Below are 25,927 nucleotides of genomic sequence, written 5' to 3'. Positions count from 1 at the left end.
AACAGGTCACAAGCCGACTTCCGAGGTATATCGCTTTTTGATACCGCACGGTTGCGGTGATGCGCATACTTGCACCCAAAGCGACAAGAACAATCAAAACAATAGCAACGACAAGCAGGGAATGGGCATGCAACTGAACTGGAAGGCGGCGATTGCGCTAGCGGCGCTGATACTGGCCATCAATACCGGCGCACGGCAGGCACTCGGATTTCTTTTACCGCCGATGGCGACGACGCTGGAATGGGGCATGGGCAGCCTGTCGCTGGCGCTGGCAGTGCAGAATCTTGTCTTCGGATTGACTGCCCCACTGGCCAGCAAGCTATCTGATCGCTTTGGCACGCTGAGTGTCTTTCTGGTCGGCAGCCTATGCTACACAGCTGGCATGGGGATGACGGCGCTATGGCCGACAACGCTAAGCTGGATGCTCGGGGCCGGGGTGTTGGCAGGCATCGGCATCGGGGCCACCACCTTCCCGCTGGTGCTGGCGGCGGTCTCACGCGTCGTGCCACCGGCACATCGAGGGCTGGGACTCGGCATCGCCTCGGCGGGTGGCTCGATGGGTCAGCTGATCTATTCATTGATCACGCCGCTGCTGGTATTGATCGACTGGCAAACCGCGCTACTGGCATTGGCAGCCAGCTGTCTGTTGCTGATTCCGCTGGCATTGCCGCTGCTACGACGCCCTGCTGTCGAGAATGACATACCCGAGGAGGTACCGACGATCACGTGCCCGCTATGGCAAGATCGCCGCTTTCTGGCCTTGGCGGGCGGCTTCTTTGTCTGCGGGGTGCATGTCGCCTTCATCGCCACTCACTTGCCCAATTTCGTGGTCGCCTGTGGCCTGCCACTGAACGTGGCGGGCAACACGCTGGCCATCATCGGGGCACTCAATATCGCCGGCACCATCGCTTTTGGGGCGTGGGGCGGTCGCCGCCATCCGCCGCAACTGCTGATGCTGATCTATCTGTGCCGCGCAGCCCTGGTGATGGCGATGGTGGTGCTACCGCCGACCAGCACCCTGCTGTACACATTCGGGGCGATCATGGGCATGTTGTGGCTGTCCACCGTACCGCTGACCAACCAGGCCGTTGGCCTCTACTTTGGCCAGAAGCGTCAGGCCTTCGTGTTCGGCATGGTGCTGGCTGCGCATCAGCTCGGTGCCTTCCTCGGCGCCTGGGGTGGCGGCGTGGTCTATCAGATGACCGGTAGCTACGATCTGCTGTGGATCACCAGTGCCGTGTTCGGTGTGCTGGCCGCACTCGTCCACTGGCCGGTGCGCCGTGAGCCCAAGCGTGCCTCGCAGCCACAGCTGGCCTGAACAAAGTGGATCAGTCACTCAGGCGCTGAAACGACACAGGCCCTGCCGGTTTCCCGACAGGGCCTGTTCTTGTGGCATGTACCTGTTGCGGCTTGTCTATCTAATGCTCACTTGCCGATGGCCCGCTTGCCTACTGCTGGAAGGCGTAGACATTGCCGACCTTGAGCAGACGCGTCAGCTCGTCCAGTGCGGTGAGCGTTTCCTCTGCAAGCTTTGGGTCTGCCAGGTCGGCCGGTGTCAGATGGTCACGGTAATGACGCTTCACCCACTCCCCCAGCTCACCATGCAGACCGTCATTCATGATAACGCGGCCTGACAGCGCGGTGCGTTCAGCCTCACTCAGCACCACTCGCAGACGCAGGCAAGCAGGGCCACCGCCGTTGCGCATGCTCTGCTTGACGTCCTTGACCAGCACTTCGCCGATTGGGTTGGGGCCGGCCAGAATCGCGTTCTGTAGCGCGTTCCACACCGCCTCGTTCTCCTGGCATTCTCCCGGCACCACCAGCGTCATGCTGCCATCGTCGTTGGACAATAGCTGAGAATTGAACAAATAGGATGACACGGCATCTTCAAGGCTGACGGCTTCCAACGGCACACGAATCGGGATCAGTGGCGTGGACAGCTTGGCGCGAATCTCGTCGAGCACCGCTTCTTCATCGCGGAAGGCCAGCTCGTGATAGAACAATACCGGCCCATTGCCCACCGCGATGACATCGTTGTGGAAGACACCGGCATCGATGGCCTCCGGATGTTGCTGAGCGAATACGACCTGATCAGCACTCAAGCCATGCTGACGTGCCACCGCCTGGCTAGCTTCCAACGTCTGACGGGCCGGATACCGCTGTGGCTCAACGCCATCGCCACCGAAGGCCTGACGGCCATAGACGTAGAGATGTACGCCCGGCCCGCCATGCCCATCGCACAGCCGCGTGTGATTGGCCGCGCCTTCATCGGAGAACGCCGGCGTGGCAGGCAGTGCCGGATGATGCGCGAAGTACGTCTCGTCACGGAAGATGGACGTGAGGATGCGCCCCGTCGTCGCGGGCTCCAGATAACGGTGAAAGCTCGACTGCAGGTTGGCTGGCGTGAAGTGCACGCGGGCATCCGACGTGTCTCGCGAAGGCGTGACGGTGGCGGCATTCGCCGTCCACATGCTGGAAGCGGAGCACACCGCGCGCAACAGCTGTGGCGCCTGCTCACTGGCGGCCTTGAGCACCTCGGCATTGCTACCACTGAAGCCCAGCTCACGCAGTGCACCGATATCCGGCCGTTGCTGCGGCAGCAGAACCCCCTGTGCATAACCCAAGTCCGCCAGCGACTTCATCTTGTCGAGGCCCTGCAACGCGGCTTCACGCGGATTGGAGGCCAGGCCGCCGTGGCGCATCGAAGCAACATTACCGTGGGCGAGCCCGGCATAGTTATGCGTCGGGCCGACCAGGCCGTCGAAATTGACCTCGCGATGGTCCGTAATGCCGGAGGGTGAACTGGACATGAGCAACTCCTGACACGACGCAACAGCGTCATGCTGAAAATAGGGGAAACAGGGTGCGGCGCACTTCATTCGATCGACATGCGCCGCCCGCGAGCCAGACGCTACAGTCGAATGCCTGCCGGTAGCGTCGCCGGTAGCACCAGGCTGTCAGCCTCCATCGAGGCCACTGGATAGCTGACGTAATCGGCTGCGTAATAGGCGCTGGGACGGTGGTTGCCACTGTCACCGATGCCACCGAAGGGCGCATCGCCGGAGGCGCCGGTAGTCTGACGATTCCAGTTGACGATGCCAGCACGAATACGCAGCAGAAAGTCATCCCAGTCGGCGCGCTCCCCCCCGATCAGACCCGCCGACAGGCCGTAACGTGTGTCATTGGCCAACGCGATGGCATCATCCCAGTCAGCATAACGGTGAATCTTGAGCAGCGGACCAAAGAACTCCTCATCCTCAAGCGTGAGGCCGGTGACATCGATCAGCGCCGGACTGAGTAGACTGGTGCCTTCCTCGACGCGTTGCATGCGCACGATGACGTTGCCACCCAGCGCCTCGAGATCATCCTGCGCCTTGAGCAGGCCATCAGCGGCCGCCACGCTGGCCAGACCGCTATAGAAAGGTGCATCTTCATCAAACTGGCCCGCCACACGTAGCTCGCGCAGTGCACTCGCCAATGCCTCGATCAGGCGATCACCCACCTCGCCCTGCGGCACCATCAGGCGGCGTGCACAGGTGCAGCGCTGGCCACCGGAAGCAAACGCCGACTGCACAATGGCCAGCACGGCTGCTGTCTGGTCTGGCACATCACGCACCACCAGCGGATTGTTGCCGCCCAGCTCCAGCGCCAGAAGTTTGCCGACCTGTCCGGCGAACTGACGGTGCAGCAACTTGCCGACCTTGGCGCTACCAGTGAACAACAGGCCATCGATACCTTCGGACTGGGACAGTGCCTGACCCACTTCTGCCGCACCTTGCACCAGATTGATCACACCCGCCGGCAAGCCCGCGTCTGCCCAGCATTGCAGGGTCAGATCAGCGGTCGCCGGTGTCAGCTCGGACGGCTTGAACACACAGGTATTGCCCGCCAGCAGTGCTGGCACCATGTGTCCGTTGGGCAGGTGGCCCGGGAAGTTGTAGGGGCCAAACACCGCCATCACGCCATGCGGACGATGGCGCAGCACCGCTTGAGTACCCGCGACATCTTTTGAACGCTCACCGGTACGCTCGTGATAGGCCTTCACCGAGATGGCAATCTTGCCGATCATCGCGCCAACTTCGGTGCGCGCCTCCCACAGCGGCTTGCCCGTCTCGCTGGCAATACTCGTCGCCAGGGCTTCACGGTGTTGCTCCAACTGATCACGGAAGCGCTCTACCACGGCCAATCGTGCCTCAAAGCTCTGCATTGCCCACGCCGGAAACGCCTGCCGCGCTGCAGCGACGGCATGCTCGACCTGAGCAGTACTCGCCGCGCCAGCTTCCCATAGCGGTGCGTGAGAGACGGGATCGGTCTTGGCAAAGTGTGCCGCTTCACCGTTCAGCCATTCACCGCCGATATAGAGCTGTTGACGCACCTTGAGCGTGGCGGAAGTCGGAGTCGTATCGGTCATGGCATGCCTCATGGAGATGGCGCGCCGCAGTCGCGACGCAAACGAAAAGGAATGGAACAGTTGGCGTACTGCCCCGTGATGATGGGGACGAAAATCACCGTGATAGTCACAAGATGCGAAGGCACGCCTTATTAGCCTGCCAGCACGCGCAGCGAATCGCCTGCGCTGACCCCTAGTCGCTCGGCCTCATCACGATAGAGACACACGACAGACTCGCCCTCGTCCGGCCCTTCGCTGACCTGAGTAACAGCATGGCTAATCCAGCTAGCCCGGAAGTCGGCCATTGAGAGAGTGGAGGCCATGATGGAGGGTCGGTCAGTGACGGGAGCATTGCCCTCAATCAGCTCGACGCGGGCCAGCTGACTATCGCGCACGGCACGTACGTCATCGATATAGGCCTCCACTGTCGGGCCACCATCAAAGATGTCGACGTAGCCTTCCCAGCGCAGCCCTTCCTTCTTGAGCATCGCCACTGCCGGTCGAGTGTGCTCGTGTACCTGACCAATAGCGGCACGTGCTGATTCGGACAAGAACGGCGTGTAAATCGGGAACTTGGGCATCAGCTCGCCGATGAAGCTCTTCTGACCCATACCAGTGAGACGGTCGGCCTCATCGAAGTCCATCGGGAAGAAGTGGCTGCCCAGACACTCCCAGAACGGGCTACGCCCTTCGGGAGTGAAGACACCGCGCATCTCGGCCAGTACCTTGTCCGGAAATGCCTCACGGAATTGCGCCATGAACAACCAGCGCACCTTGGAGAGCAGTGCACCGTTGCGGTCACGTCGCCAGTCTTCACGCAGAAACAGTGAGCAGACCTCGGCGTCACCCGTGTGGTCTGAGCACAGGGTCAGGGTGTCCAGGGTGCGATGTAGATTCAGCTGCACCGAAGAGTGTGCCAATGACCCCAATCGATAGTGATAGAACGGCGCATCGGTACCGACACAGGCTTCAACAGCACAACACCCGGCGATACTGCCGTCGCTATCATCTTCCAGTACGAAGAAATAAAGTCGGTCTTCGCTCTGCTCGCGCGACTCGAAAGCAGCCAGCGTGCGTTCTATCTTGGCGATCAGAAACTCATGGTTATCAGGCAGAGAGGTAAAACCGACGCCAGTCTCGCGCGCCAGTACCTTCAGCCCTTCGATATCATGACGGGCAATCGGACGAATACGCATCAAAGCTCTCCTTCGTCGACAGCCGGCAGCGGCATCGGCACTGCCAATACGGCACGCCCTTCTTCCACACCCAGTACTTCGGCTTGCTCCGGGGTCAGCATCAACTGACCCGTCGGCGTCAGTGCATAACGCGCCAACACGCAGCGGAAGCCACCCAGGCGCTGGTTGGCGACCATCGCCGGCACGGCGTCTGGCAGACTTTCAGCGGGACGAATGCGTACCGGATGCCAGCCACAGTTGGCAAAGGTGTGCAGACGCTCACGCTCGGCCAGCAACAAGGGGCCAGCATCAAAGATGTCGACATGGCGTGAGCGCGAGAAGCCCTCAGCCAGCATTTCCTGCATGGCATATTCGTGACGCTGGTTCTCACGCCCGATGGCGGCGCGCGCCTGAGGCGTGAGCAGCGGCAGGTATAGCGGGAACGGCGGCATGACTTCAGCGATGAAACTCTTGGAGCGCACGCCTGCCATCTGATTGATTTCATTGAAATCGCGATCAAAGAAGTGCTGGCCGACGCTGTCCCAGAATGGACTGACCACGTGCTCATCACGCACTTCCAGATAGCCCGGGAACGCGACCGCCAACTCATTGGCGAAACGCTCGGGATACTGAGCAATGAACATCAAGCGCGCACGCCGCAGCAGGCTATCGGCATCTGTCTCGCGATAGCGGGTATCCAACGACAAGGCGCACAGCAACGTGGCCTCCGAGACTTCATGGGACAGCGCCAGCGTCTGCACTTCATGGCGGACATTGAGCTGCTGAGACGCGTGGATCAGCGTCTCCTGCCGATAGGTATAATAGGCTTCCCGCGCGCCAGCCTCGGCACGCAGGGAGGCAGTCCCTACCACTTCTTGCGTTTCAAGATCTTCCAACACGAAACAGTAGATTTCGTCGCCGGGGAAATCGATCTCGGCACGCAGGCTACGTTGGGAGCGCGTAATGCGCTCCTCAAGGCGATCGCGGTGTGGCGGCAGATTCGTCAGGCGTGGCGTAGCCGTCGCCGCGAGCCGCTCGAGAGCGAGCAGATCGCGGCTTTCGGCAGGACGCACCACCAGCATCGGCGCGCTGCTCATGGCACTGCTCATGCGGACGCAGAGGCGGCGACGAAGCTCGCCACGGCACGATCAAGCTTGTCGAGGCCACTCTGGATCTCGGCTTCGCTGATCACCAGCGACGGTGCTAGGCGCAATACGTCAGGCCCGGCCACCAGTACCATCAGGCCTTCTTCCATCGCCAGATTGAGGATGTCCTTGGCGCGACCAGCATAGCCAGGCGCCATCTCGGCACCGATCAAAAGACCCATGCCACGCACTTCCTGGAAGACGCCGTGACGCTGGCCAATGCCTTCCAGGCCATTGCGCAACAATTGGTGACGATAAGCGACGCCTTCAAGGACTTCCGGCGTATCGATGGTTTCCAATGCCGCAAGACCAACGGCACAGGCTAGCGGGTTACCGCCATAGGTAGAGCCATGCGTCCCGATAGCCATCGCCGGCGCGATACGATCGGTAGTGAGCATGACCCCCAGCGGGAAGCCGCCACCGATGCCTTTGGCGGTGGTCAGGATGTCCGGCACCACGCCAAAGTGCTCATAAGCATAAAGATGCCCGGTACGACCGGCACCGCTCTGCACTTCGTCGAAAATCAACAGAGCATTGTGCTGATCACACAGAGCACGCAGTCCTTCGAGGAAGGATTGTTCGCCCGGGATGATGCCACCTTCACCCTGCAGCGGCTCGACGATGATCGCGCAGGTGTCATCGCCCATCAGCTCGCGCACGGAATCGAGATTGTTGAATTCGGCGTGCAGGATGCCGCCCGGGATCGGACCGAAGCCCTGAGAGTACTTGGGCTGTCCGCCGACGCTAACGGTGAAGAAGGTGCGGCCATGGAAGGACTGACGGAAGGAGATGATCTTGTCCTTCTTCTCGCCATGTTCGTTGTAGGCGAAGCGGCGGGCCAGCTTGAGGGCGGCTTCGTTGGCTTCCCCACCGGAGGAACAGAAGTAGACCTTGTCGGCGAAGGTGCGCTCGGTCAGCGCCTTGGCTAGCGCCAGCGCTGGCTCATTGGTATAGACGTTGGACAGGTGCCAGACCTTGTCGGCCTGATCCTTGAGCGCCTTGACCAGCGCCGGATGGCAGTGGCCCAGAGAGGTGACGGCGATGCCACCCGCAAAATCGATGTACTCGCGACCTTCCTGATCCCACAGACGGCTCCCCTCACCGCGCACCGGAATGGCAGCCTGGGGTGCGTAGTTAGGCACCATGGCATGGTCGAAATCGGCACGGGTCAGCTGGGTCATCATCTCTTCCTCATCGCAGGGTCGGACCGAGGCGCTGGTGACACACAGCGATCCCTCGGGCTATGACTATCGAGTATAGGGAGACAACGTGACAATGACTTTCAGGGAAAGGACGACGACTTATGTCAGGTGACGGCTTTTACCTGCAAGACGGCCAATCAGCCGTGCTGAATGAGACGTTCGTCGCGGGGACTGCGACCGAAATGGTTACGGAAGGCAGTGGAGAAATGGGCTGCACTGGAGAAGCCTGTCGCCAGCGCGATCTCACCGATAGGCTGATCACTCTCACGCAATAGCTGGCGCGAGCGGGCAAGACGCAGATCGAGATAATAGCGACTGGGCACGGATTGTAGGTGCTTCTTGAACAGCCGTTCCAGTTGACGCCGTGAGATACCGAGATGCTCGCCGATCTCGTGCGTGGTCAACGGCTCCTCAATATTGGCCTCCATCAGGGTGACTGCCTCCACCAGAGGCTGCGGCGCGTGCGCAAAGCGGTTTTTGAGCGGCACATGCTGAGGCTCGTCCGCCAGCCGAATACGCTCACAGACAAAGTGCTCAGAGACCTTCTCGGCCAGCTTGCGGCCATGCTGCTGCGCGATCATCGTCATCATCATGTCCATTGCGGCAGTACCACCACCACAGCTCAAGCGGTCTCGATCCAGCTCATAAAGCTGATGGGACACTCGTACCTGAGGGAAGTCACGCCGAAACGACTCAGACCGCTGCCAATGCACGGTAACGCGATAACCGTCGAGCAAACCGGCGCGTGCCAGCTCTCTTGTACCGGTAGAGATACCACCCAATATCACGCCACGCTCGGCCAGGCGCTTCAGCCATGTCAACAAGGCGGGATCAGAAGCCATGCCAAGCTGACTGCTCTCACCAGCCGGCTGACCGCCGCACACGAATAGGGCATCCAGATGACGGGCATCACTGGCCACCAGGCTATCCGGCGCCAATGAGAGCCCCGCGGCCGAGGCAACACCTCGTCCGTCGAGCGCGAAGGTAACGGCACGATAGAGGGTCTGCCCCGCGAGCTGATTGGCCACCTGAAGAGGCTCCAGCGCGCAAGCTTGAGACAGTAATGAGAAACCGGGCAGCAGAACGAAGCCAATCTGGCGTTGCTGCGCCCTGGGAGAAACCAGTGCATCCACAGGCATGGGAATCAGACAGTGTCCGTCAGAGGCTGTTATAGGAAAGATGCCATATTGTGCCATGCCTTACGTACTCTGCGCGTCGCCTACACATCAAAATCCTCGATGCCGTAACGAAAACGCCACCCCGAAGGGTGGCGTTTCATCCAGCGAATCTCACGTCACATGACGCCTGTTCGCTATCGCTATATGTCCATCATCTTTATCGCTATGCGGCTTACATCTGCACCACATCGAATTCGACATCGGTGGCGACATCGGCATCGTAGTCGACATCGTCACGCGTGAAGCCGAACAACTTGAGGAATTGCTGCTTGTAGCTCGCGTAATCGGTGATGTCGAACAGGTTGTCGCTGGTGACCTTCGGCCACAGCTCCTGACAAGCCTGCTGAACATCATCACGCAGCTCCCAATCGTCCAAGCGCAGACGGCCGGATTCGTCGGTAGCGATCTCGCCTTCGCCGTAGAAGCGCTCGGCGTAGAAGCGGTTGAGCTGTTCGATGGTGCCTTCGTGCAGGCCCTTCTCCTTCATGATCTTGTAGACCATGGAGATGTAGAGCGGCATGACCGGGATCGCGGCGCTCGCCTGGGTGACCACGGACTTGAGCACGGCCACGTGGGCACGACCGCCACGGGCGGACAGCGTGTCGTGAATGCTGCCAGCGGCGCGGTCAAGATCTTCCTTGGCACGACCCAGTGCACCGTGCCAGTAGATCGGCCAGGTGATCTCGGTACCGATGTAACTGAAGGCCACGGAGCGAGCGCCTTCGGCCAGCACGCCAGCCTCGTCGAGCGCCTGCATCCACAGTTCCCAATCCTGACCGCCCATCACGGTGACGGTATCGTCGATTTCCTGCTCGGTGGCCGGCTCGACTTCCGCTTCGATGATGACGTCCTTGTTGGTGTCGATGGCCGTGGCGCGGTAGGTCTCGCCAATCGGCTTGAGCACGGAGCGCTTGAGTTCACCGCTGTCCGGCATCTTGCGCACTGGCGAGGCCAGCGAGTAGATGACCAGGTCAACTTCGCCCATGTTGGCCTTGATAAGCTCGATGGCCTTGGCACGTGTCTCATGGGAGAAGGCATCACCATTGATCGCCTGGCTATAGAGGCCTTCTTCCTTGGCGAACTTGTCGAAGGCGGCAGAGTTGTACCAGCCCGCGGTGCCGGCCTTCTTCTCGGTGCCCGGCTTCTCGAAGAAGACACCCAGGGTGTCTGCGCCGTAACCGAACGCTGCCGTGATACGCGCCGCGAGGCCGTAACCACTGGAGGCACCAATCACCAGCACCTTCTTCGGACCACCGTCACGCTTGTCACCGACGGTCTTGCGGGTGATGGCGATCTGTTCGGCAACGTTCTGCTCGCAGCCCTTGGGATGAGTAGTGGTGCAGATGAAGCCGCGAACCTTGGGTTTGATGATCACGTAAAAACCTCGTTTGCTGTTGGCCCGGCGTGTACCCGCCGATGCTGATACCCGCTCCGCGATAGCGGCAACTCATGGCTGCCTACCGGTATCGGAGCGTATCGTGAGTATGGCGTTCGAATCGGATAAAACCGGCATTGAAACCAGCTTCTGGGCGCTATTCTAGCGATTGTCGGCCACGCTGTCCGCCCCGGACACCGTATCTGTCTCGGTTCGGGGGGACAACTGGAGCCATGCAGGGCCACTGCCGTATCATGACGCCCTTCTCTTCATATTCGTCTGACGTCCATTCGTGCCCCTGCATGCTGGACCCCGACTTCAGGATGTCCCGCCATGAACGATCATCTCGCGCCCGATGTCGCCGCTCTGCTCGAACGCCGCCAGGATGTCTGGCTGGCGTTGTCGCCACTCTGGCTGGAACGCGATCCACGTGAAGCCGATTATCAGCACATGGCAGAGGTCGTCGAGGCGCAAGGCATCGGCTTTCGCGAACTCGAGCAACTTTATCGACTGGAAATGGCACCGGTGCTGGTACGTGAACAGGTCGGCATGACGCCAAACTTCAAGGGCTTCGATGACAGCCGCCTACTCTCACGCCTCCTGCAGCACACTCATCGTCTGAGTCGTGGCCGCCGCCTGTTCTGGCTGCTGTTCTCGGGACTGGCCACCATGCCTAGCCGCCATCGTTACGGCAACCTGCTTGAAATCCTCTATCTGCGTGGCAATACGCCAGAATAACTGTTGTTGAAGCAAACCCCGCAGTGATATGCCGGCTACTGCTTTTTGACGCTCTTACATACAACAGCCGAAACGCACAGCGCCCCGTGGCCATAAAGGCCACGGGGCGCTGTGCGTTTCGCCATATTCGTCACTGAAAATAGCAACGACCTACTTCAAGGACGCTTGTGCAACGGGGCTCTGAGCACACCATCTTCTCGGCGCTTCTGCCAATCGGTCAAACTTGATAGCCCTCGGCTGTCACTGATCCGCTCACCGCCTTCAAGTTGCTTGCTCATCCATAGTGCACTGCCATTGAAGCTGTAGATCGGCAGTAAATCTGTCCGCTCGCTGGCCGGCAAGATAGAGCTATTCAGATTATCGAGTACATCTGGATTGCGTGTATTCGCCGCCTGATAGGTCACGACCATATGAAACTGGTTGAGGCGCAATGCCTTGACGTAATGCAGTCGGAGCGACTGCTCGGGCACACCCAATTGACGCAGCGTCAGGTATTTCGCCATCGCAAAGTCATCGCAATCACCAGCACCAGCTCCCAGAAACTCCTGCGGCGTAGCCCAGTAATCCTCCTTGCCCCACACGCTGATGTCATCGGTGAAGCGCAGGCGATTGAAGAAATCATTGACCTCTCTCAACTGACGCCTCACCGGCACACTCTCAAGACGCGTCAGCAACTGCTGCCACTGCTGCACGCGGGTCCAGCCACCAGAGCCATAGACCTCAATGAAGCGTCGAGCATCGAGCGCCTGCGCTAGACCCACTCCTACCAAAAGAGGCAGCAGCAACCCGGCCACCAGTCCCTTCCACCAGCGACGATGAGTCATGACGAGGCATCCTTTGCCACTCAGCTAGACTTTCTTTCCATGACATCAACAGCAGGCGATACGTAACCCTGATAGCCATCAGCACCGACAGACATGACACGCGCTTGGTCCTCTGCAGACTCCACACGCGTGACAATGACCTTGGACTCAACCTGATGCGCTGTCATGCACAGACTCTGCAGTAGCTCGGTATCGATATCTTCACGCTTGAAGAATGCCTGATCGATCTTGACGTAATCCGGACGTAGTGCAGACAGATAACTCAGCTCCTTCAGCTCACGCGCAAAGCGATCGATACCGCCACGTCCACCCAGTTGACGAGCACGACGGAACAGCGTCTTGACGCGCTCTTGATACCGCAACGCAATACTCTCTGACACTTCGATATCGAGGCGCTGACAGATACTCGGATGCGCACTCAACCAGTTGATCAGCCCCGCAAAACTCGCTTCGTCATCAAAGGTTTCTCGCGTCAGATTGAGTGCTAGACGTGGCACCTGAATCTTGTCGATGTTCATCGCCAGCCATTCCAATGCTCTCAGATCAAAGCGCGCCCCAATACGGAAGTGACGGATAACCGGCAGGAAATCACCAGCCCGATGTAGTTCGTCTCCTTCACGTAGGCGTGCAAACAACTCTCTGTGCAACTCACTGCCATCATTGAGCAATACAGGCTGCGCCACGAAATCCAGGCCATTGTTATCACCCAAGGCCTTTTCGATGACTTTACGCCACTCGCCACGTGGACGAGCCTGGCCACCTTCCGGTGCCAACCCTACTTCACTGCCCTGCTCGATAGTCTGCAGTAGCGTGGCATCGGCAATCGTGAACATCTGAGTCCGCTGCATGCCCGGCTCACGGCGAACCGCGCCGATTGCACAACTGATATACGGAATCTCAGCCAATGGGTTGGCGTCCATTAGGCTATCAATGTTGTCAGCCAATTCACCCAGGAAAGCTAGCAGAGTCACTTCATCCACTTCCGGCAACAGCAGCCCAAAATCATAGTTGCCCAAACGGGCCGCTACTATCGGCTCACCCTCGAGCTCACGCTGCTCAAGCGTTTGGGCAATCGCACGAATCAAGGCATCACGTCCTTTATGACCTTGTTCGCGATAGACCTCTTCAAGATGCCCAGCGCGAAGCAATACAAAGCTTCCCCCCAGCGGCTCGCTTAACCATTCATCGACGGCACGGTTAAGATAGCCACGATTGCCGAGTCCAGACACAGTATCCTGCTCTGCCTGACGCTGAAGACGCGCCAGCTGAGCGGCTTGCGCCTCAAACTGGGTCTGCAGTCTCTGCCCAAGTCGATTGACCGCTGAGGTAATCCCCTTGAGCTCCTCGACACTTGTTTCTTCCAGCGGTGCATCGAAGCGCTGGGTTTCCATCTCATTGAGACGACCGGATAAACGATCAAGTGGGCGCAGCAAACGTCTCATCACCAATGAGGCGATCAGCAGACAAAGCAGTCCACCCACCAACAGCCACAACCCGAGACGCTTGGCTAGCGCCCAGAGTTGATCGTGCCCTTGAGCCGGCTCTCCCGTCAGACTGATTGTTCCCAGCGATGCCCAACCACCAGGCAGCTCCCGGCTCACCGTTTCTACCGAGATGGGAATCAGCTCACGAAACCATGCAGGCGCGTGACTCTCACGCTCAATACCGAAAGAAATGGGCGCTGGTATCGCAACACTTTCCAGTCGAACATCTCTGACATACCCACCGTCTACCGTGGCACGAATCAATGTTTCTGCGCTGGCTGCATCGCCAAGCTCCACATGTGGCACCAACGCGAGACTCAAGCTCTGGGCAAGGTTCGAGAGTTCGACTCGCTGTCGTTCGGCCAGTGAATCACGGGTGTTGTTGACCTGAATGAAGAAGATACCGAAGGAAAATACCAACAGTAGCAACAACATCAAGGTAAACAGGCGGCGCGAAAGACTCATCTGATTTCCTCATCAGCCGTCAGCATGGCCACGGTGCCACTGAGGGTAGTGACACCGTGGGTCACTCAGCCCTGTTGTTGGACTGGTACGGAAACACTCATTGAATCCAGCAATGCGCCTGTCGCAGACAACAGACGATAGTTGGCTGTTTCTAGATCAAATCGGGCGCGAATCAAATTCTGTTGCGAAGTGAAGAGCTCACTCTCGCTGTCCAGAAGATCCAACAGTGTGCGACGACCGATATCGAATTGCTTGCGATAGCTCTCACGCGTATCCGTCGCTGCACGTACGTAGCTTTCGAGATAATCGATCTGACGTTTGAGGTTCTCGCGGGCATTCCAGGCCAGACGAATTTCATCACGCACGTCACGTACGACACGATCATTATCGTGTTCGACGGTTTCCAGTGCGGCCTGACGACCTCGTATTTCGGACTGATCACGCCCACCACGATAGAGGTTGTAACGCATGACCAGTTCAACACTCCAGTCATCATCGCTGCTATCATCCTGATCATAATTATCCGTCAGCGAACGGTTACCTTCGAGACTGAACTCTGGGTAATAATCACCCTTTTCAGCGTTCACTTCGTGACGCGCGGCATCGATAGACACGCGCGCGGAGGCCAGTAGCGGATTACGCTGATTGGCTTGCACGTAGGCACTGTCAACATCAGCGCTGATCAGGCTGGTATCGATAGTTGGCAGACGCAACTCGGACGGCTGCTCACCGACCAGACGCAAATAAGCAGAACGAGAATCTTCTAGATTGTTCTGTGCCGATAGCACGCTGGCTTCAGCATTCGCCAGACGGCCATCAACCTGACGCACATCACTGCGCGCCCCAAGACCAGAATCAGCACGACGCCCTATATCATTGGAAATGCGCAAGTGGGCATCAAGATTGGCTTGTGCATACTTGAGGATTAGCTCGTCGCGCATCACCTGCAGATAGGCACCCGAAGTATCCAATGCAACATCATTGGCTTCTGCGGCCACCTGAAGGCGCTGATAGTCGGCTTCAGTTTCTGCCTGACGAATCCGCTCCAGCGTAGTATCGCCATCCCATAGCAGTTGGCGAATGGTGACATCAAGGCGGCGATAGTCATGCCAATTATCATCGTCTTCTACATTGTCGCTTTCTGAATCAAACCTGCCATAGCCGAGACGTCCAGTCAGATCAACCGTCGGACGATAGGCACCGCGCTGAGTTTCAGCTTCTTCAAGACGCTGAATATGACGTGAGACTTGAAGACGTGTACGCGGGTTTTCCATTACTGCTTTCGATACAGATTCTTCCAGTGTCAATGCCGACGCATGAACGCTAACGCTAATCCCTGCTATAACGCTGAGCGCCAAGAGTGATTTTTTCATTATGAATTATCCTTGAGTACATCTTGCCCTTGATCAACGTTCACGCAAGGCACCTTGCCTGGCGCGCAAAATTGGTTTCATCAGATATTGCAGTACTGTTTGCTCACCAGTGATGACATCTACACTCGACTGCATGCCCGGGATAATCGTCAGAGGGTCTGCATCGGTTCCAAGGTGGTTAAGCTCCGTCAACACCTTGACTTCATAAAAGCTATTACCCTCTTCATCCTGCACGGTATCAGCACTTATCTGCTCAACCTTACCTTCAAGCCCACCGTAAATAGTGAAATCATAGGCCGATAGCTTGACGACTGCAGGCTGCCCAACCCTCAGGAAACCAATATCTTTAGGGACCACCCGAACTTGAACCAGCAACTGATCTTCGATAGGAACGATTTCCATCAAATCTTCGCCAGGTTCAATGACTCCGCCAATAGTATTGATATTCAAGGTTTTAATGGCGCCCTGAACCGGAGATGTCACTAAAGTACGATCAAGACGGTCCTGAAGACTGGTACGCCCTTCACGCAAACGCCCAAGATCTGCCTGAGTTTTGGCAAGTTCATCTGCCGCGCGCGAACGAAATTCCTGTGCAACCCCGACACGATTGGAAATCGATTCATCCAGTTCGGACTGCTTGCCAGGTACCGCAAGGCGTGCTGATTCCAAGTCTCCACGCAGGTCATTCACTTCACGCTGAATCTTGAGCAGATCGACTTGAGAGACAATCCCTTCACGTACCAATGGCGCTGTCATGCCAAGTTCACGGCGTGACAATTGATAACTACGATCAAGACTATTGATGCGGGATTTCAATTCTCTCAGCTCCTGCTCTTTCTGCAGAATCTGCTCTCGTGCACCATTCAAGCCACTATTCAATTGATTGAGATGCGTGCGATACGCTGTCATGGCACGAGAAACAAGCGCTGGGCTACGCGCTTTGAAATCATCATCGAAGGGTAATGCCGCACTATTAACTGTTACCTGACTCTTCCAGTCAGCAGCCGATGCCTCGACCTCGATAGAAGAAAGCTCAGTATCGTATTGCATGATGGTGGCTTGCAGACCATCCAGTGTCGAGACTCGTTCACGCAAATCAGAGCCAGCACTCGTATCATCGATACGCAGCAGCGGCTCTCCCGGCGAGACGATCTGACCTTCCTTGACGTATATCTCACGCACGATGCCACCCTCAAGGTTTTGCACAACCTGAAGGTGTGTTGATGGCACTACCTTGCCGGAGCCACGTGTCACGACCTCCAGGCTGGCCTGACTTGACCAGATGATAAATGCGACGATAAACGCCAACACCATCCAGATCAGGATGCGTGACTTCCACGGGGTGGCAAGCAAGACAGCCGAACTGACATCATCCAGATGGTGAAGGTCGCGCTGTTCAATCGATGCCTTATCAGCCACGTTTCACCTCCTGAGGACGTCCAGCGACACGCCCTTCGTTCAGTGCATTGAGCACCTTGTCCTTGGGTCCATCAGCAACGATGCGTCCGCCTTCCATCACGATTACGCGATCTACCACTTCAAGCATGCTGCTCTTGTGCGTCACTAGTACCACCGTCTGACTGCGTGGCAGTGATTTGAGCATGCGCCGCAGACGATGCTCGGCACGGTTATCCATATGGGAACCCGGCTCATCCAGTAGCAGCAACGGCGGACGCATCAACAGCGCACGTGCCAGCAATACTGTTTGACGCTGTCCACTGGAGAGCATGCGCCCACCCTCACCGACCTGACGGTCCAGACCTTCAGGGTGATGGCGGGTGAACTCGGTAACACCTGCAGCATCAGCTGCGAGATCAATTTGGATCTCACTGGAATGCGGCTGCCCTAGCGTGATGTTGTCGCGAATAGAGCCAAAGAACAGCGCGCTATCCTGTCCCGCATGCCCAATATGGCGGCGCACATCAGCAGGATGCAGCTGATTGAGATCCAGCCCATCGACTCTCACACTTCCCGCTGTAGCGCGATACAGGCCACAGATCAGCCGCTGCAAAGTACTCTTGCCTGCACCGATTCGACCGATGATTGCCACTCGCTCTCCAGGCTCAATAGTCAGCGAGATATCCGTGACAGCCGGGGGAGTATTGGGTGCATAGGCAAAACCGACACGATCAAACTCGATGCGCATCTGTAGCTGCTCGCGATGCACATAGCGTCGATCTTCCGCCTCTTCCGGTAATGACATGATCTGCTCAAGTGCACTCATGGCGCTGCGCGTCTGACCAATGCGGGTAATCAGCAATGCTAGCTGCCCCAGCGGCTGTAGAGCACGCCCTGACAACATGACCGCGGCAATCAGCCCGCCGACAGATAAGCGTGCATCGGCAATCAGGTAGACCCCGAAAACAACCAGGGCAACCGTGGTCGCCTGAGTCAACGTCATGCTTAATGAGCTAACCGATGTTGTCAGATTGCGACTTTTCACACCCCAATGGGCAATCTGCCCGACTGCACGCTCATAACGTCGCTGGGTTTCTCCCTGAGCATTGGCTAGCTTGAGGCTCTCAAGACCAGACACTGCTTCTACGAGGCGAGCATTACGCTCTGTCGCCAGCCGTGAGCCCTTCTCGATACTGCTTCGCAAAGGTTTCTGTATCGCCAAGCTATAGATCAGCAAGATAGTCAAAGCCGCCAACGGCACCAGTACCAACGGGCCCGCCACGATCCAGATAACCAGCAGGAAAAGCAGTGCAAAGGGAAGGTCAACTAGAGTGGACAGCGTTGCGGAAGTGAAAAACTCTCGAATCGAGTCAAATTCTTGCAGGTGCTTGACGTAACCACCCACCGATCCGGGGCGCGATTCCATACGTAAATTCATGGTCTTGGCAAACAGCTTGGAAGTCAGCAACACCTCGGACTTCTTGCCGGCGGTATCCATGAAATAGGCACGCGTCTGCCGCATCACGAAATCGAATACCATGATGATCGCCATGCCCGTCGCCATGACCCACAAGGTGTTGAACGCCAGATTGGGCACCACCTTGTCATAGGCATTCATCACGAACAGTGGCGATGCAATGGCAAACATATTGATCAGAACAGAGGCAAGGATCACATCGCGATAGATCGGAGCCGACAGTTTTAGAGTCGACCAGAACCAGTGCCCATCGCTTTGCTTGAGTGTCTCAGGCGCACGCTCATCGAAGCGATGTTCTTGCTTCATATAGACGACGCGACCATCGTGACGCGAAGCCAGTGTCTCGATGTCCACTAGCTCGTCGCCTTCAGCCTCCGGCTGGTGAATACGCGCTTTACCAGCGTCGACGTCAACCTCAAGCAATACAACGGCGCGCCCCTCATTCAGCATCAAGATACACGGCATCAACATATCGCTGATGGCCGTGATCTTTTGACTGACCAGCTTGGCGCTAAGGTTAGCTCGCGCTGCGGCACGATCGATAAGCGCCAAGGGCAAACGCCCTTCCTCCATCGGTAGGCCATCGACAAGCACAGCGGCAGACCTTGGATTCCCGTGGTAACGCGCCATGAAGACCAACGCGTTCAGAAGGGGATCTCCCTCCTTTTCTCCAACGGGGTCTGGTCTCAGTGGCGTGGGCTGATCACTCAACCTGTCCTCCTTAGTGGGGCACTTCGTAGGCAGCTATACGGTAAAGTCTAATGCAGGAAAGGGAGATAGCCTAAGCCATCTCCCCTAGTTCCTCATATTTAGCCGTCAATACTGGTCTTGAGGCTGTTGCTATCAAGCAACGACTGGATGATCTGAGTATCAGTATCTCCACCAGAAGTCAGGTCCACATCACTCAAGTTGATTTCCTGAGTCACATTATCCCCATCCGTACCATCAGCACTGATCGAGATGTTGGTACCACCAGCGCCGTCTGACTCGAAGTGCAGGAAGCTGGAAAGGCTATTGGCATCCTCGTCTTCCTGGAGAAGGTCAGACAGATCCAGTACATCGCCTCCAGCAACACTGAAATCAGTGATGGTGTCAGTCGCGGTACCGCCCAAGCTATTGGCATCATCCCCATTCATCCACATGAAGATATCGGCACCATCGCCACCGGTCAGAATATCATTGTCCGTTCCGCCGATGAGGGTGTCATTACCGGCACCACCCTGAAGGTTGTCATTACCAGAACCACCCTCCAAACGATCATCCCCAGAACCGCCAACCAACGTGTCATTCCCAGCAAGCCCACGAAGGGTGTCATTACCGGACAGACCAACAATCTGATCAGAAATACCAGTTCCAGAGAGCGAGTCAGACCCAGTGGTACCGATCAAGACATCCTGTTGATCCAAATCAATGAGGAAGTAGGAACTCTCACTATCCCCATCACCATCCGCTACCGTGAAATCAAAGCGTTCTTGTTCCGTCTGTGTAAGACCTGCTGGGGCGGCGTAATTGAAACTGCCATCCTGGAAGCTGAATTCGAGACTCCCACCCAGGTCGGTTGCTACGGTCAGTTGCAGAGTGCTTGCATCAAAGCTCCAATCCCCAGCTGCTGCCTGTACCTCACCAGATTCAGGATCAAACGAGTAAGTCACACCATCCACGACCAGTTCAGAAAGATAACCACCGTCGGCAAGACCAATTTCGCCATCCAGTACCGAGGAGCCAGCAACACCACCCTGCACACTCTGCGTCACTGTATTAGCAATGTATTCATCAATCTGCGCGAATCCATCGAAGACCACACCACCAATGTTTTCGCCAGTCACCCCGTCATAAGCGATAGGATCCAGGTTATCCGTGCTGGCAGTGCCAAGGCCAATTGCATAAGACTTGACGCCATTTTCCGACAGGAAACTCGTCCAGATAGCCTCTTCAGCCCCTCCTATCCCTGTATCAGGATTATTTATAGAAAGAGCAGAATTACTAAAAGCATTAGTTAGTGTATTGGTATTCCCATCAGAGCCATAAGGCGTGCCATCCGAGACGAAGTAAGACACGTACTGACCATTCGTCAGCGCGCCTGGCTGATTGAAGTTATCCATCATTTGCGCCAAGGCTGCATCATAGTTAGTGACGCCGCCTTGCCTATTACGCAGCGTCTCAAGCGCTGACAATGCTTCGTCTGCCGTCGCCCAACCTTCCAGGCGCACTGCTGTGGTCGAGAAGGCCACCAAATTGACTCTTACTTCACCGTATTGATCATATGCCTCTATCAATGTCTTCAGTGAGTCAATAGCACTGTCCAGTCGCGTCTCACCTGTCGTGGTATCGATCGTGGCCATTGATCCAGAGATATCAAGTACCAAGGATAGGTTGGTATCCACGAAAGCAAGGCTATAACTCGTCGGATCTACTGCCAGAGGTGCATCATCTTCGATGCCGATGGTCAGCGTAGCGGTCGAGCTAGCACCTTCGGCATCCGTCGCAAGCACGCCGAAGTCCAGCGACAGAACATCCTCACCATTTTCTGAGTGATCAACCGCCTGACTCAGCGTGAAGGTGTAGGCACCACTATCATCGATAGTCACCGTCGCGACTTCATTGCCATCGGAATCGGTTGCCGTCAGTAACTGAGTGCCATTACCGCTCCAGGTCACGGCACTGCCGCCAGAAGTAATCGTCGTGGCCGGCTCTGTCAACACCAGTGACACGCTGTCACTGTCGACATCCGTGACTGTGACCGTGCCAGTGACTGTCGTGGAATCTGTAGTATCGGTAAAGCCATCAGCCGCAGCACTATCCGCGATGCCACCCAGTAGCCCTTCCTCGCTGACTCGTCCCGAAGCATCGGTAACGACAGGTGCGTCATTCGTTCCCACGATGGTGATGACGACATCCTGGGTATCGGTAGCACCGTCTGTATCCGTGACGGTGACGGTGTAGGTCAGAGTCAGCGATTCACCTGCCGAGAGATAATCGAAGCTGTCGTCCACCGAGCTGCTATCAAATGTCCAGTTGAGCGTCCCTTCGTCACTACCGCCCGCAATGATCGAACCGGCATCCACACCCAGCAGGGAGAGCAGATCGTCATTGCTGAGAGCATCGGTATTACCCACGCTGGAAACACTGGTCACACTCGGCGTCACGGTATTACTGAGATCCACATCGGAGACAGTCAAGGTACCGCTGGCAGTCAGTGCTGAATTGGTTTCCGTCAGACTGGCAGATGCGCTATCGCCACTGCTGACGGTAATGTCAGGAGCATCGTTGCGGCCGTTGATGGTGATGGTCAGCGTGGTGCTGGAGGTATCACCGTCAGCATCCGTGATCACGTAGGTATAGACGTCCGTGACCGACTCGCCCAACGCCAGGAACTGCACGTCGTCGAATGCGGACTGATAGCTGTAGGAACCATCCGCTTCAAGGGTCAGTTCACCATATTCACCCGTCACCACGGCTGCCGAGCCAACACTCACCGCAGCGGTATCTGTGCCGGAACTGACAGAGGTCACGCTCACGGCATCAGCACCCAGGGTGTCCGCCGTCGCAGATGAGCCGTCCACCACGTTGCCGGTAACGGCAGCACTGCGATTCTCGTTCATGCTGCGGGTATCGGCGTTGGCCGTCGGCGCGGTATCCAGGACAGTGACATCCAGGCTATCGGCACTGCTCTGACCGGCAAGGTCAGTCACCACGACCGCGAAGCTGTCGATGACGTCGCCTTCGGAATGATCCGCCGCAGTACCATCCTCAACGTAGCTGTAGGAGACGGTCCCCGCCTCGGCATCGTAGCCACTGACCGTCAGCGTGCCTTCATCATTGGAAAACACCACCGGTGTGGTGCTTGCCTCGGTGATATCGATACCCGCGATGGTCACGGCGGCAATGCCTGCCGCAGCGGCGACCGCGAAGGAATCCGTCACGGCCGTCCCTGTTGCCTCAGTCACTTTCTTGTCTTCAAGCGTGATGACCGGCACAGCATCATCAGTACCCGTGATGACAATATCCACTGTCGTAGTGGAACCATCACTGAGCTGCACGACGTACTGCTCAGTAATGGTGTCGTCTGATGTCAGGCCCTGCACAGCGGCGGTATCGTTATCCAGCGTATAGGTCCAGTTGCCATCCGCATCGACTGCGAAGGAACCGTAGATACTGCTGTCATCGGTAGCAGCCGTGAACGTCGGCGCATCATTATCGATATCAGTCGCTGTCAAAGTACCGCTGGCTTCCGTCATACCATCTTCGACAACAGCACCATCATCGGCACTGATGACGGTGGGATCATCAATCGCGGTGACATCCTGGAAGCTGAGGATCGCTTCATCAGATTCAGTGCCATCCGTGATCACATAGGTGGTATCAGGCACCGGGCCGTTGTAGTTCTCTCCCGGCGTAAAGATGAAGCTGCCATCGGTATTGATGACCAAGGTACCGACATCACCAAGGTCTGCGACGTCTCCCGCGGTGTACGTTGTGCCATTGGTAGTGAAGCTGACAACGGTCAATTCATCACCGTCAGAATCAACGTCATTCGTCAGCACATTGCCGTTCACCGGCGTGTCTTCTTCCACCAGAATCGGGCCGTCATCATAGGCCACCGGCTTGTCGTTCAGCCCCTGTACATTGATGGTGATGACCGCGACACCCGAGTCGCCATCAGCATCGGTGATGGTGTACTCGAACTCTTCCTTGGCCAGATCGCCAGCCCCCAACGCCTGCGCGCGCACGTCGTCCAGGTCATAGCTGAAGGAGCCATTGGTGTTGATGGTCAGGCTGCCGTAGGCACCATCGACAGTGACGCTGCCGTCATTATCGGCAAGAGAGATACCATCAAGCTGCGTGATGGTGACAGTATCTGCACCGAGTACATCTTGCCCCCCGCCCAGTACGCTCGAAATGACGTTAGTGCTGATAACTGCCTCACCATCAGGAGAGGTGTCATCTTCACGAATGGTGTAGGTATCGTCGTTGGCCGTTGGTGCTGTATCCAGAATCGTGACATCGAAACTATCCGTCGCCGTCGCACCGGTAACATCCGTCACCACGACCGTGAAGCTGTCGATCACGCTGTCATCACCGGCAGAGTGATCTGCCGCCGTACCGTCTTCCACATAACTGTAAGAGACAGTGCCGGTATCGGCGTCGTAGCCAGTGATGGTCAGGGTACCTTCACCACTGACAATCTTGACCGGCGTAGTGCTGGCATTGGTGATGTCCTGGCCATCCACCGTCACCGTGGCGATGCCTGTATCAGCATCGACAGTGAAGGTGTCCGTGATGGTCGTGCCACTCCCCTCGATGACCGACTGATCATCCAGAGTGCTGATGGTTGGTTCACCATCGTCTGCACCGGTAATGGTGATATCGACGGTGGTGCTGGTGCCATCAGACAGCTGCACGACGTACTGCTCGGTGATGGTCTGACCTTCGGTCAGCCCCTGTACTTCAGCACTGTCATTGTCGAGCGTGTAGGTCCAGCTGCCATCGGTGTTGACGTCGAAGCTGCCGTAGACACTGCTGTCATCGGTGGCGGCGACAAAGGTCGGCGCGTCGCCGTCTACATCCGTCGCTTCCAATGTGCCGGTGGCCGTCAGTACGTTGTCTTCACTCACGGCGCCAGTATCTGCGGTGAGTACCGGCAGATCGTCAGACCCCGTGATATTGATGGTCAGCGTGGTGGTTGAAGTATCTCCATCGCTGTCTTCCAGCACATAGGTGAAGACATCTTCTGCCTGCGCACCATCAGCCAGTGACTGAGTCTTGGTGGTATCCAGGACATAGGTGTAGCTACCGTCGCTGTTGAGCGTCAGCGTGCCGTAGTCGCCCGTAACGGTGGCGCTGCCTCCGTCCGCAATCCCTTTATCGTCCAGCTTGCACACCATGAATGGCGTATCGGCGCCCAGCGTATCGGCGGTGTCATTGGCGCCGTCGATCACATTGCCCGTCAGCTCACCAGATGCATCTTCATCAATGGTGCGCTCATCCGGATTGGCCGTCGGCGCAGTATCCAGAATCTTTACGTCGAGACTATCCGTGGCCGTCGCACCGGTAATATCCGTCACCACCACCGTGAAGCTGTCGACCACGCTGTCATCACCAGCAGAGTGATCTGCCGCAGTACCGTCTTCTACATAGCTGTAAGAGACAGTGCCCGTGTCAGCGTCGTAGCCGGTCACGGTCAGGGTACCTTCACCACTGACGATCACGACCGGAGTAGTACTTGAACCGGTGATGTCCTGACCATCCACCGTCACTGCAGCGATACCCGTATCGGCCTCGACAGTAAAGGTGTCAGTAATGGTCGCACCCGTCGCTTCGGTCACTTCCTTGTCTTCCAGCGTGACAGCCGGAGCAGCGTCGTCAGCACCGGTAATGATGATATCGACCGTGGTGCTGGTGCCATCAGACAGCTGCACGACGTACTGCTCGGTGACAGTCTGACCTGCGGTCAGCCCCTGTACTTCAGCAGTGTCATTGTCGAGCGTGTAGGACCAGCTGCCGTCCGCGTTGACGTCGAAGCTGCCGTAGACACTGCTGTCATCAGTCTCGGCGATGAAGGTCGGCGCAGTACCATCCACATCGGTGGCTTCCAGCGTACCGCTGGCACTCAGCACGTTGTCTTCGCTCACAGCGCCAGTATCTGCGGTGAGTATCGGCAGATCGTCAGATCCCGTGATGTTGATGGTCAGCGTGGTGCTGGAGGTGTCGCCATCGGCGTCGGTGAGGGTGTAGCTGAAGACGTCTTCCGCCTGCGCACCATCAGCCAGCGACTGAGTCTTGGTGGTGTCGAGCACATAGCTGTAGCTGCCATCACTGTTGAGCGTCAGCGTGCCGTAGTCGCCGGTGACGACTGCAGCGGCATCGGCCGTGATGGCGGACGCACTCCCGCCGTCCGGCGTGACGCTGGTCACGCTGGTGGCGTCCGCGCCCAGGGTGTCGGCGGTATCGTTGGCGCCGTCGATGACGTTGCCGTCGAGGGCCGCGGTGGTGTCTTCGCCGAGGTTGCGCGTATCGGCGTTGGCGACCGGGGCGGTATCGAGGATCGCGATGTCCAGGCTGTCAGTGCTGCTCTGCCCGGTGATGTCGGTGACCACGACGCTGAAGCTGTCGGTGATGTCGCCGTCAGTGTGGTCTTCGCTCGCGCCATCTTCGACGTAGCTGTAGCTGACCTCACCGGTGCCGGCGTCGTAGCCGGTCACGGTCAGGGTGCCTTCGTCGGTGGTGATCTCGACCGGCGTGGTGCTGGCGTCGCTGATGTCGATGCCACCGATGGTGACGGTATCGATGCCCGCTTGTGCCGCGACCGTGAAGCTGCCGGTGACGGTGTCGCCGGTGGCTTCGGTGACGCTGTTGTCGGCGTCACCACTGATGTCGGTGATGGTCGGCACGCCGTCGGTGGAGCCGTCGACGGTGATGGTCAGCGTGGTGCTGGAGGTGTCGCCATCGGCGTCGGTGATCGTGTAGCTGAATGCGTCAGCCAGGCTCTCGCCATCATCCAGCGACTGCACGGCCGGATTGGTGGTGTCGAGCACATAGCTGTAGCTGCCGTCGGCTTCGAGCGTCAGCGTGCCGTAGTCGCCGGTGACGACTGCCGCGGCATCTGCGGTGACGGTGCTGCCATCGACGGCAGTGACCGTGGTGGCGTCCGCACCCAGGGTGTCAGCGGTGTCATTGGCGCCGTCGATGACGTTGCCGTCGAG

15 protein-coding genes are annotated in these 25,927 nt (G+C 57.6%); 2 read left to right on the top strand and 13 right to left on the bottom strand.

Annotated elements, in window-relative coordinates; genetic code table 11:
- Nucleotides 1-127 precede the first annotated feature (127 nt).
- Nucleotides 128-1,318 (top strand): MFS transporter, encoded by a 1,191-nt coding sequence (locus CFN46_RS03495; protein WP_176426403.1) that lies wholly within the window; start codon nucleotides 128-130, stop codon nucleotides 1,316-1,318.
- A gap of 130 nt (nucleotides 1,319-1,448) precedes the next feature.
- On the opposite strand, the gene astB is transcribed toward CFN46_RS03495, so the two are convergent.
- The 7 genes from astB to fabV all read right to left on the bottom strand — a co-directional run bounded on the left by astB (nucleotide 1,449) and on the right by fabV (nucleotide 10,465).
- Nucleotides 1,449-2,810 carry an N-succinylarginine dihydrolase gene (gene astB, locus CFN46_RS03490; RefSeq protein ID WP_024951615.1) on the bottom strand — a complete coding sequence of 454 codons (1,362 nt, stop codon included), beginning with the start codon at nucleotides 2,808-2,810 and terminating at the stop codon, nucleotides 1,449-1,451.
- 101 nt (nucleotides 2,811-2,911) lie between these two features.
- Nucleotides 2,912-4,411 carry a succinylglutamate-semialdehyde dehydrogenase gene (astD, locus tag CFN46_RS03485; RefSeq protein WP_088742720.1) on the bottom strand — a complete coding sequence of 500 codons (1,500 nt, stop codon included), beginning with the start codon at nucleotides 4,409-4,411 and terminating at the stop codon, nucleotides 2,912-2,914.
- Nucleotides 4,412-4,542: 131 nt separating this feature from the next.
- Nucleotides 4,543-5,586: an arginine N-succinyltransferase gene (gene astA, locus CFN46_RS03480; protein WP_024951613.1), complete on the bottom strand. Its 1,044-nt coding sequence runs from the start codon at nucleotides 5,584-5,586 to the stop codon at nucleotides 4,543-4,545.
- Nucleotides 5,586-6,647, bottom strand: a complete 1,062-nt coding sequence (locus CFN46_RS03475) for an arginine N-succinyltransferase (RefSeq protein WP_024951612.1) — start codon at nucleotides 6,645-6,647, stop codon at nucleotides 5,586-5,588. The genes astA and CFN46_RS03475 overlap by 1 nt, the downstream gene beginning before the upstream one ends.
- Before the next feature lie 23 nt (nucleotides 6,648-6,670).
- Nucleotides 6,671-7,894: an aspartate aminotransferase family protein gene (locus tag CFN46_RS03470; RefSeq protein WP_024951611.1), complete on the bottom strand. Its 1,224-nt coding sequence runs from the start codon at nucleotides 7,892-7,894 to the stop codon at nucleotides 6,671-6,673.
- A gap of 155 nt (nucleotides 7,895-8,049) precedes the next feature.
- Complete coding sequence (locus tag CFN46_RS03465) at nucleotides 8,050-9,051, bottom strand: GlxA family transcriptional regulator (RefSeq protein ID WP_024951610.1); 1,002 nt, start codon at nucleotides 9,049-9,051, stop codon at nucleotides 8,050-8,052.
- 211 nt (nucleotides 9,052-9,262) lie between these two features.
- Nucleotides 9,263-10,465: an enoyl-ACP reductase FabV gene (gene fabV, locus CFN46_RS03460; RefSeq protein ID WP_088742719.1), complete on the bottom strand. Its 1,203-nt coding sequence runs from the start codon at nucleotides 10,463-10,465 to the stop codon at nucleotides 9,263-9,265.
- A 333-nt stretch (nucleotides 10,466-10,798) separates the two neighbouring features.
- Here fabV and CFN46_RS03455 point away from each other — a divergent pair, with 333 nt between their 5' ends.
- Nucleotides 10,799-11,203: a hypothetical protein gene (locus tag CFN46_RS03455; protein WP_088742718.1), complete on the top strand. Its 405-nt coding sequence runs from the start codon at nucleotides 10,799-10,801 to the stop codon at nucleotides 11,201-11,203.
- Nucleotides 11,204-11,358: 155 nt separating this feature from the next.
- Here the strand turns inward: CFN46_RS03455 and CFN46_RS03450 are convergent, their stop codons facing one another.
- The 6 genes from CFN46_RS03450 to CFN46_RS03425 form a co-directional block, all read right to left on the bottom strand.
- A complete protein-coding gene (locus tag CFN46_RS03450) occupies nucleotides 11,359-12,027 on the bottom strand; it encodes a transglutaminase-like cysteine peptidase (RefSeq protein WP_088742717.1) in 669 nt (222 codons plus the stop codon).
- Nucleotides 12,028-12,047: 20 nt separating this feature from the next.
- Nucleotides 12,048-13,976, bottom strand: coding sequence for an EAL domain-containing protein (locus tag CFN46_RS03445; RefSeq protein WP_088742716.1), 1,929 nt, complete (start codon nucleotides 13,974-13,976; stop codon nucleotides 12,048-12,050).
- Between the two features lie 65 nt (nucleotides 13,977-14,041).
- Nucleotides 14,042-15,349: a TolC family outer membrane protein gene (locus CFN46_RS03440; protein WP_088742715.1), complete on the bottom strand. Its 1,308-nt coding sequence runs from the start codon at nucleotides 15,347-15,349 to the stop codon at nucleotides 14,042-14,044.
- Nucleotides 15,350-15,382: 33 nt separating this feature from the next.
- On the bottom strand, nucleotides 15,383-16,768 hold the full coding sequence (locus tag CFN46_RS03435; RefSeq protein WP_024951603.1) for an HlyD family type I secretion periplasmic adaptor subunit: 1,386 nt from the start codon (nucleotides 16,766-16,768) through the stop codon (nucleotides 15,383-15,385).
- On the bottom strand, nucleotides 16,761-18,935 hold the full coding sequence (locus tag CFN46_RS03430; protein WP_246116609.1) for a type I secretion system permease/ATPase: 2,175 nt from the start codon (nucleotides 18,933-18,935) through the stop codon (nucleotides 16,761-16,763). The genes CFN46_RS03435 and CFN46_RS03430 overlap by 8 nt, the downstream gene beginning before the upstream one ends.
- A 98-nt stretch (nucleotides 18,936-19,033) precedes the next feature.
- A partial coding sequence (locus CFN46_RS03425) for a VCBS domain-containing protein (RefSeq protein WP_088742714.1) occupies nucleotides 19,034-25,927 on the bottom strand: 6,894 nt, incomplete at its 5' end.

The sequence above is a fragment of the Cobetia sp. QF-1 genome (genome assembly GCF_002213105.1).
Classification (GTDB): domain Bacteria; phylum Pseudomonadota; class Gammaproteobacteria; order Pseudomonadales; family Halomonadaceae; genus Cobetia; species Cobetia crustatorum.
The sequence above is the reverse complement of the archived record's forward strand: the minus strand, read 5'-3'. Positions and strand labels throughout refer to the sequence as shown.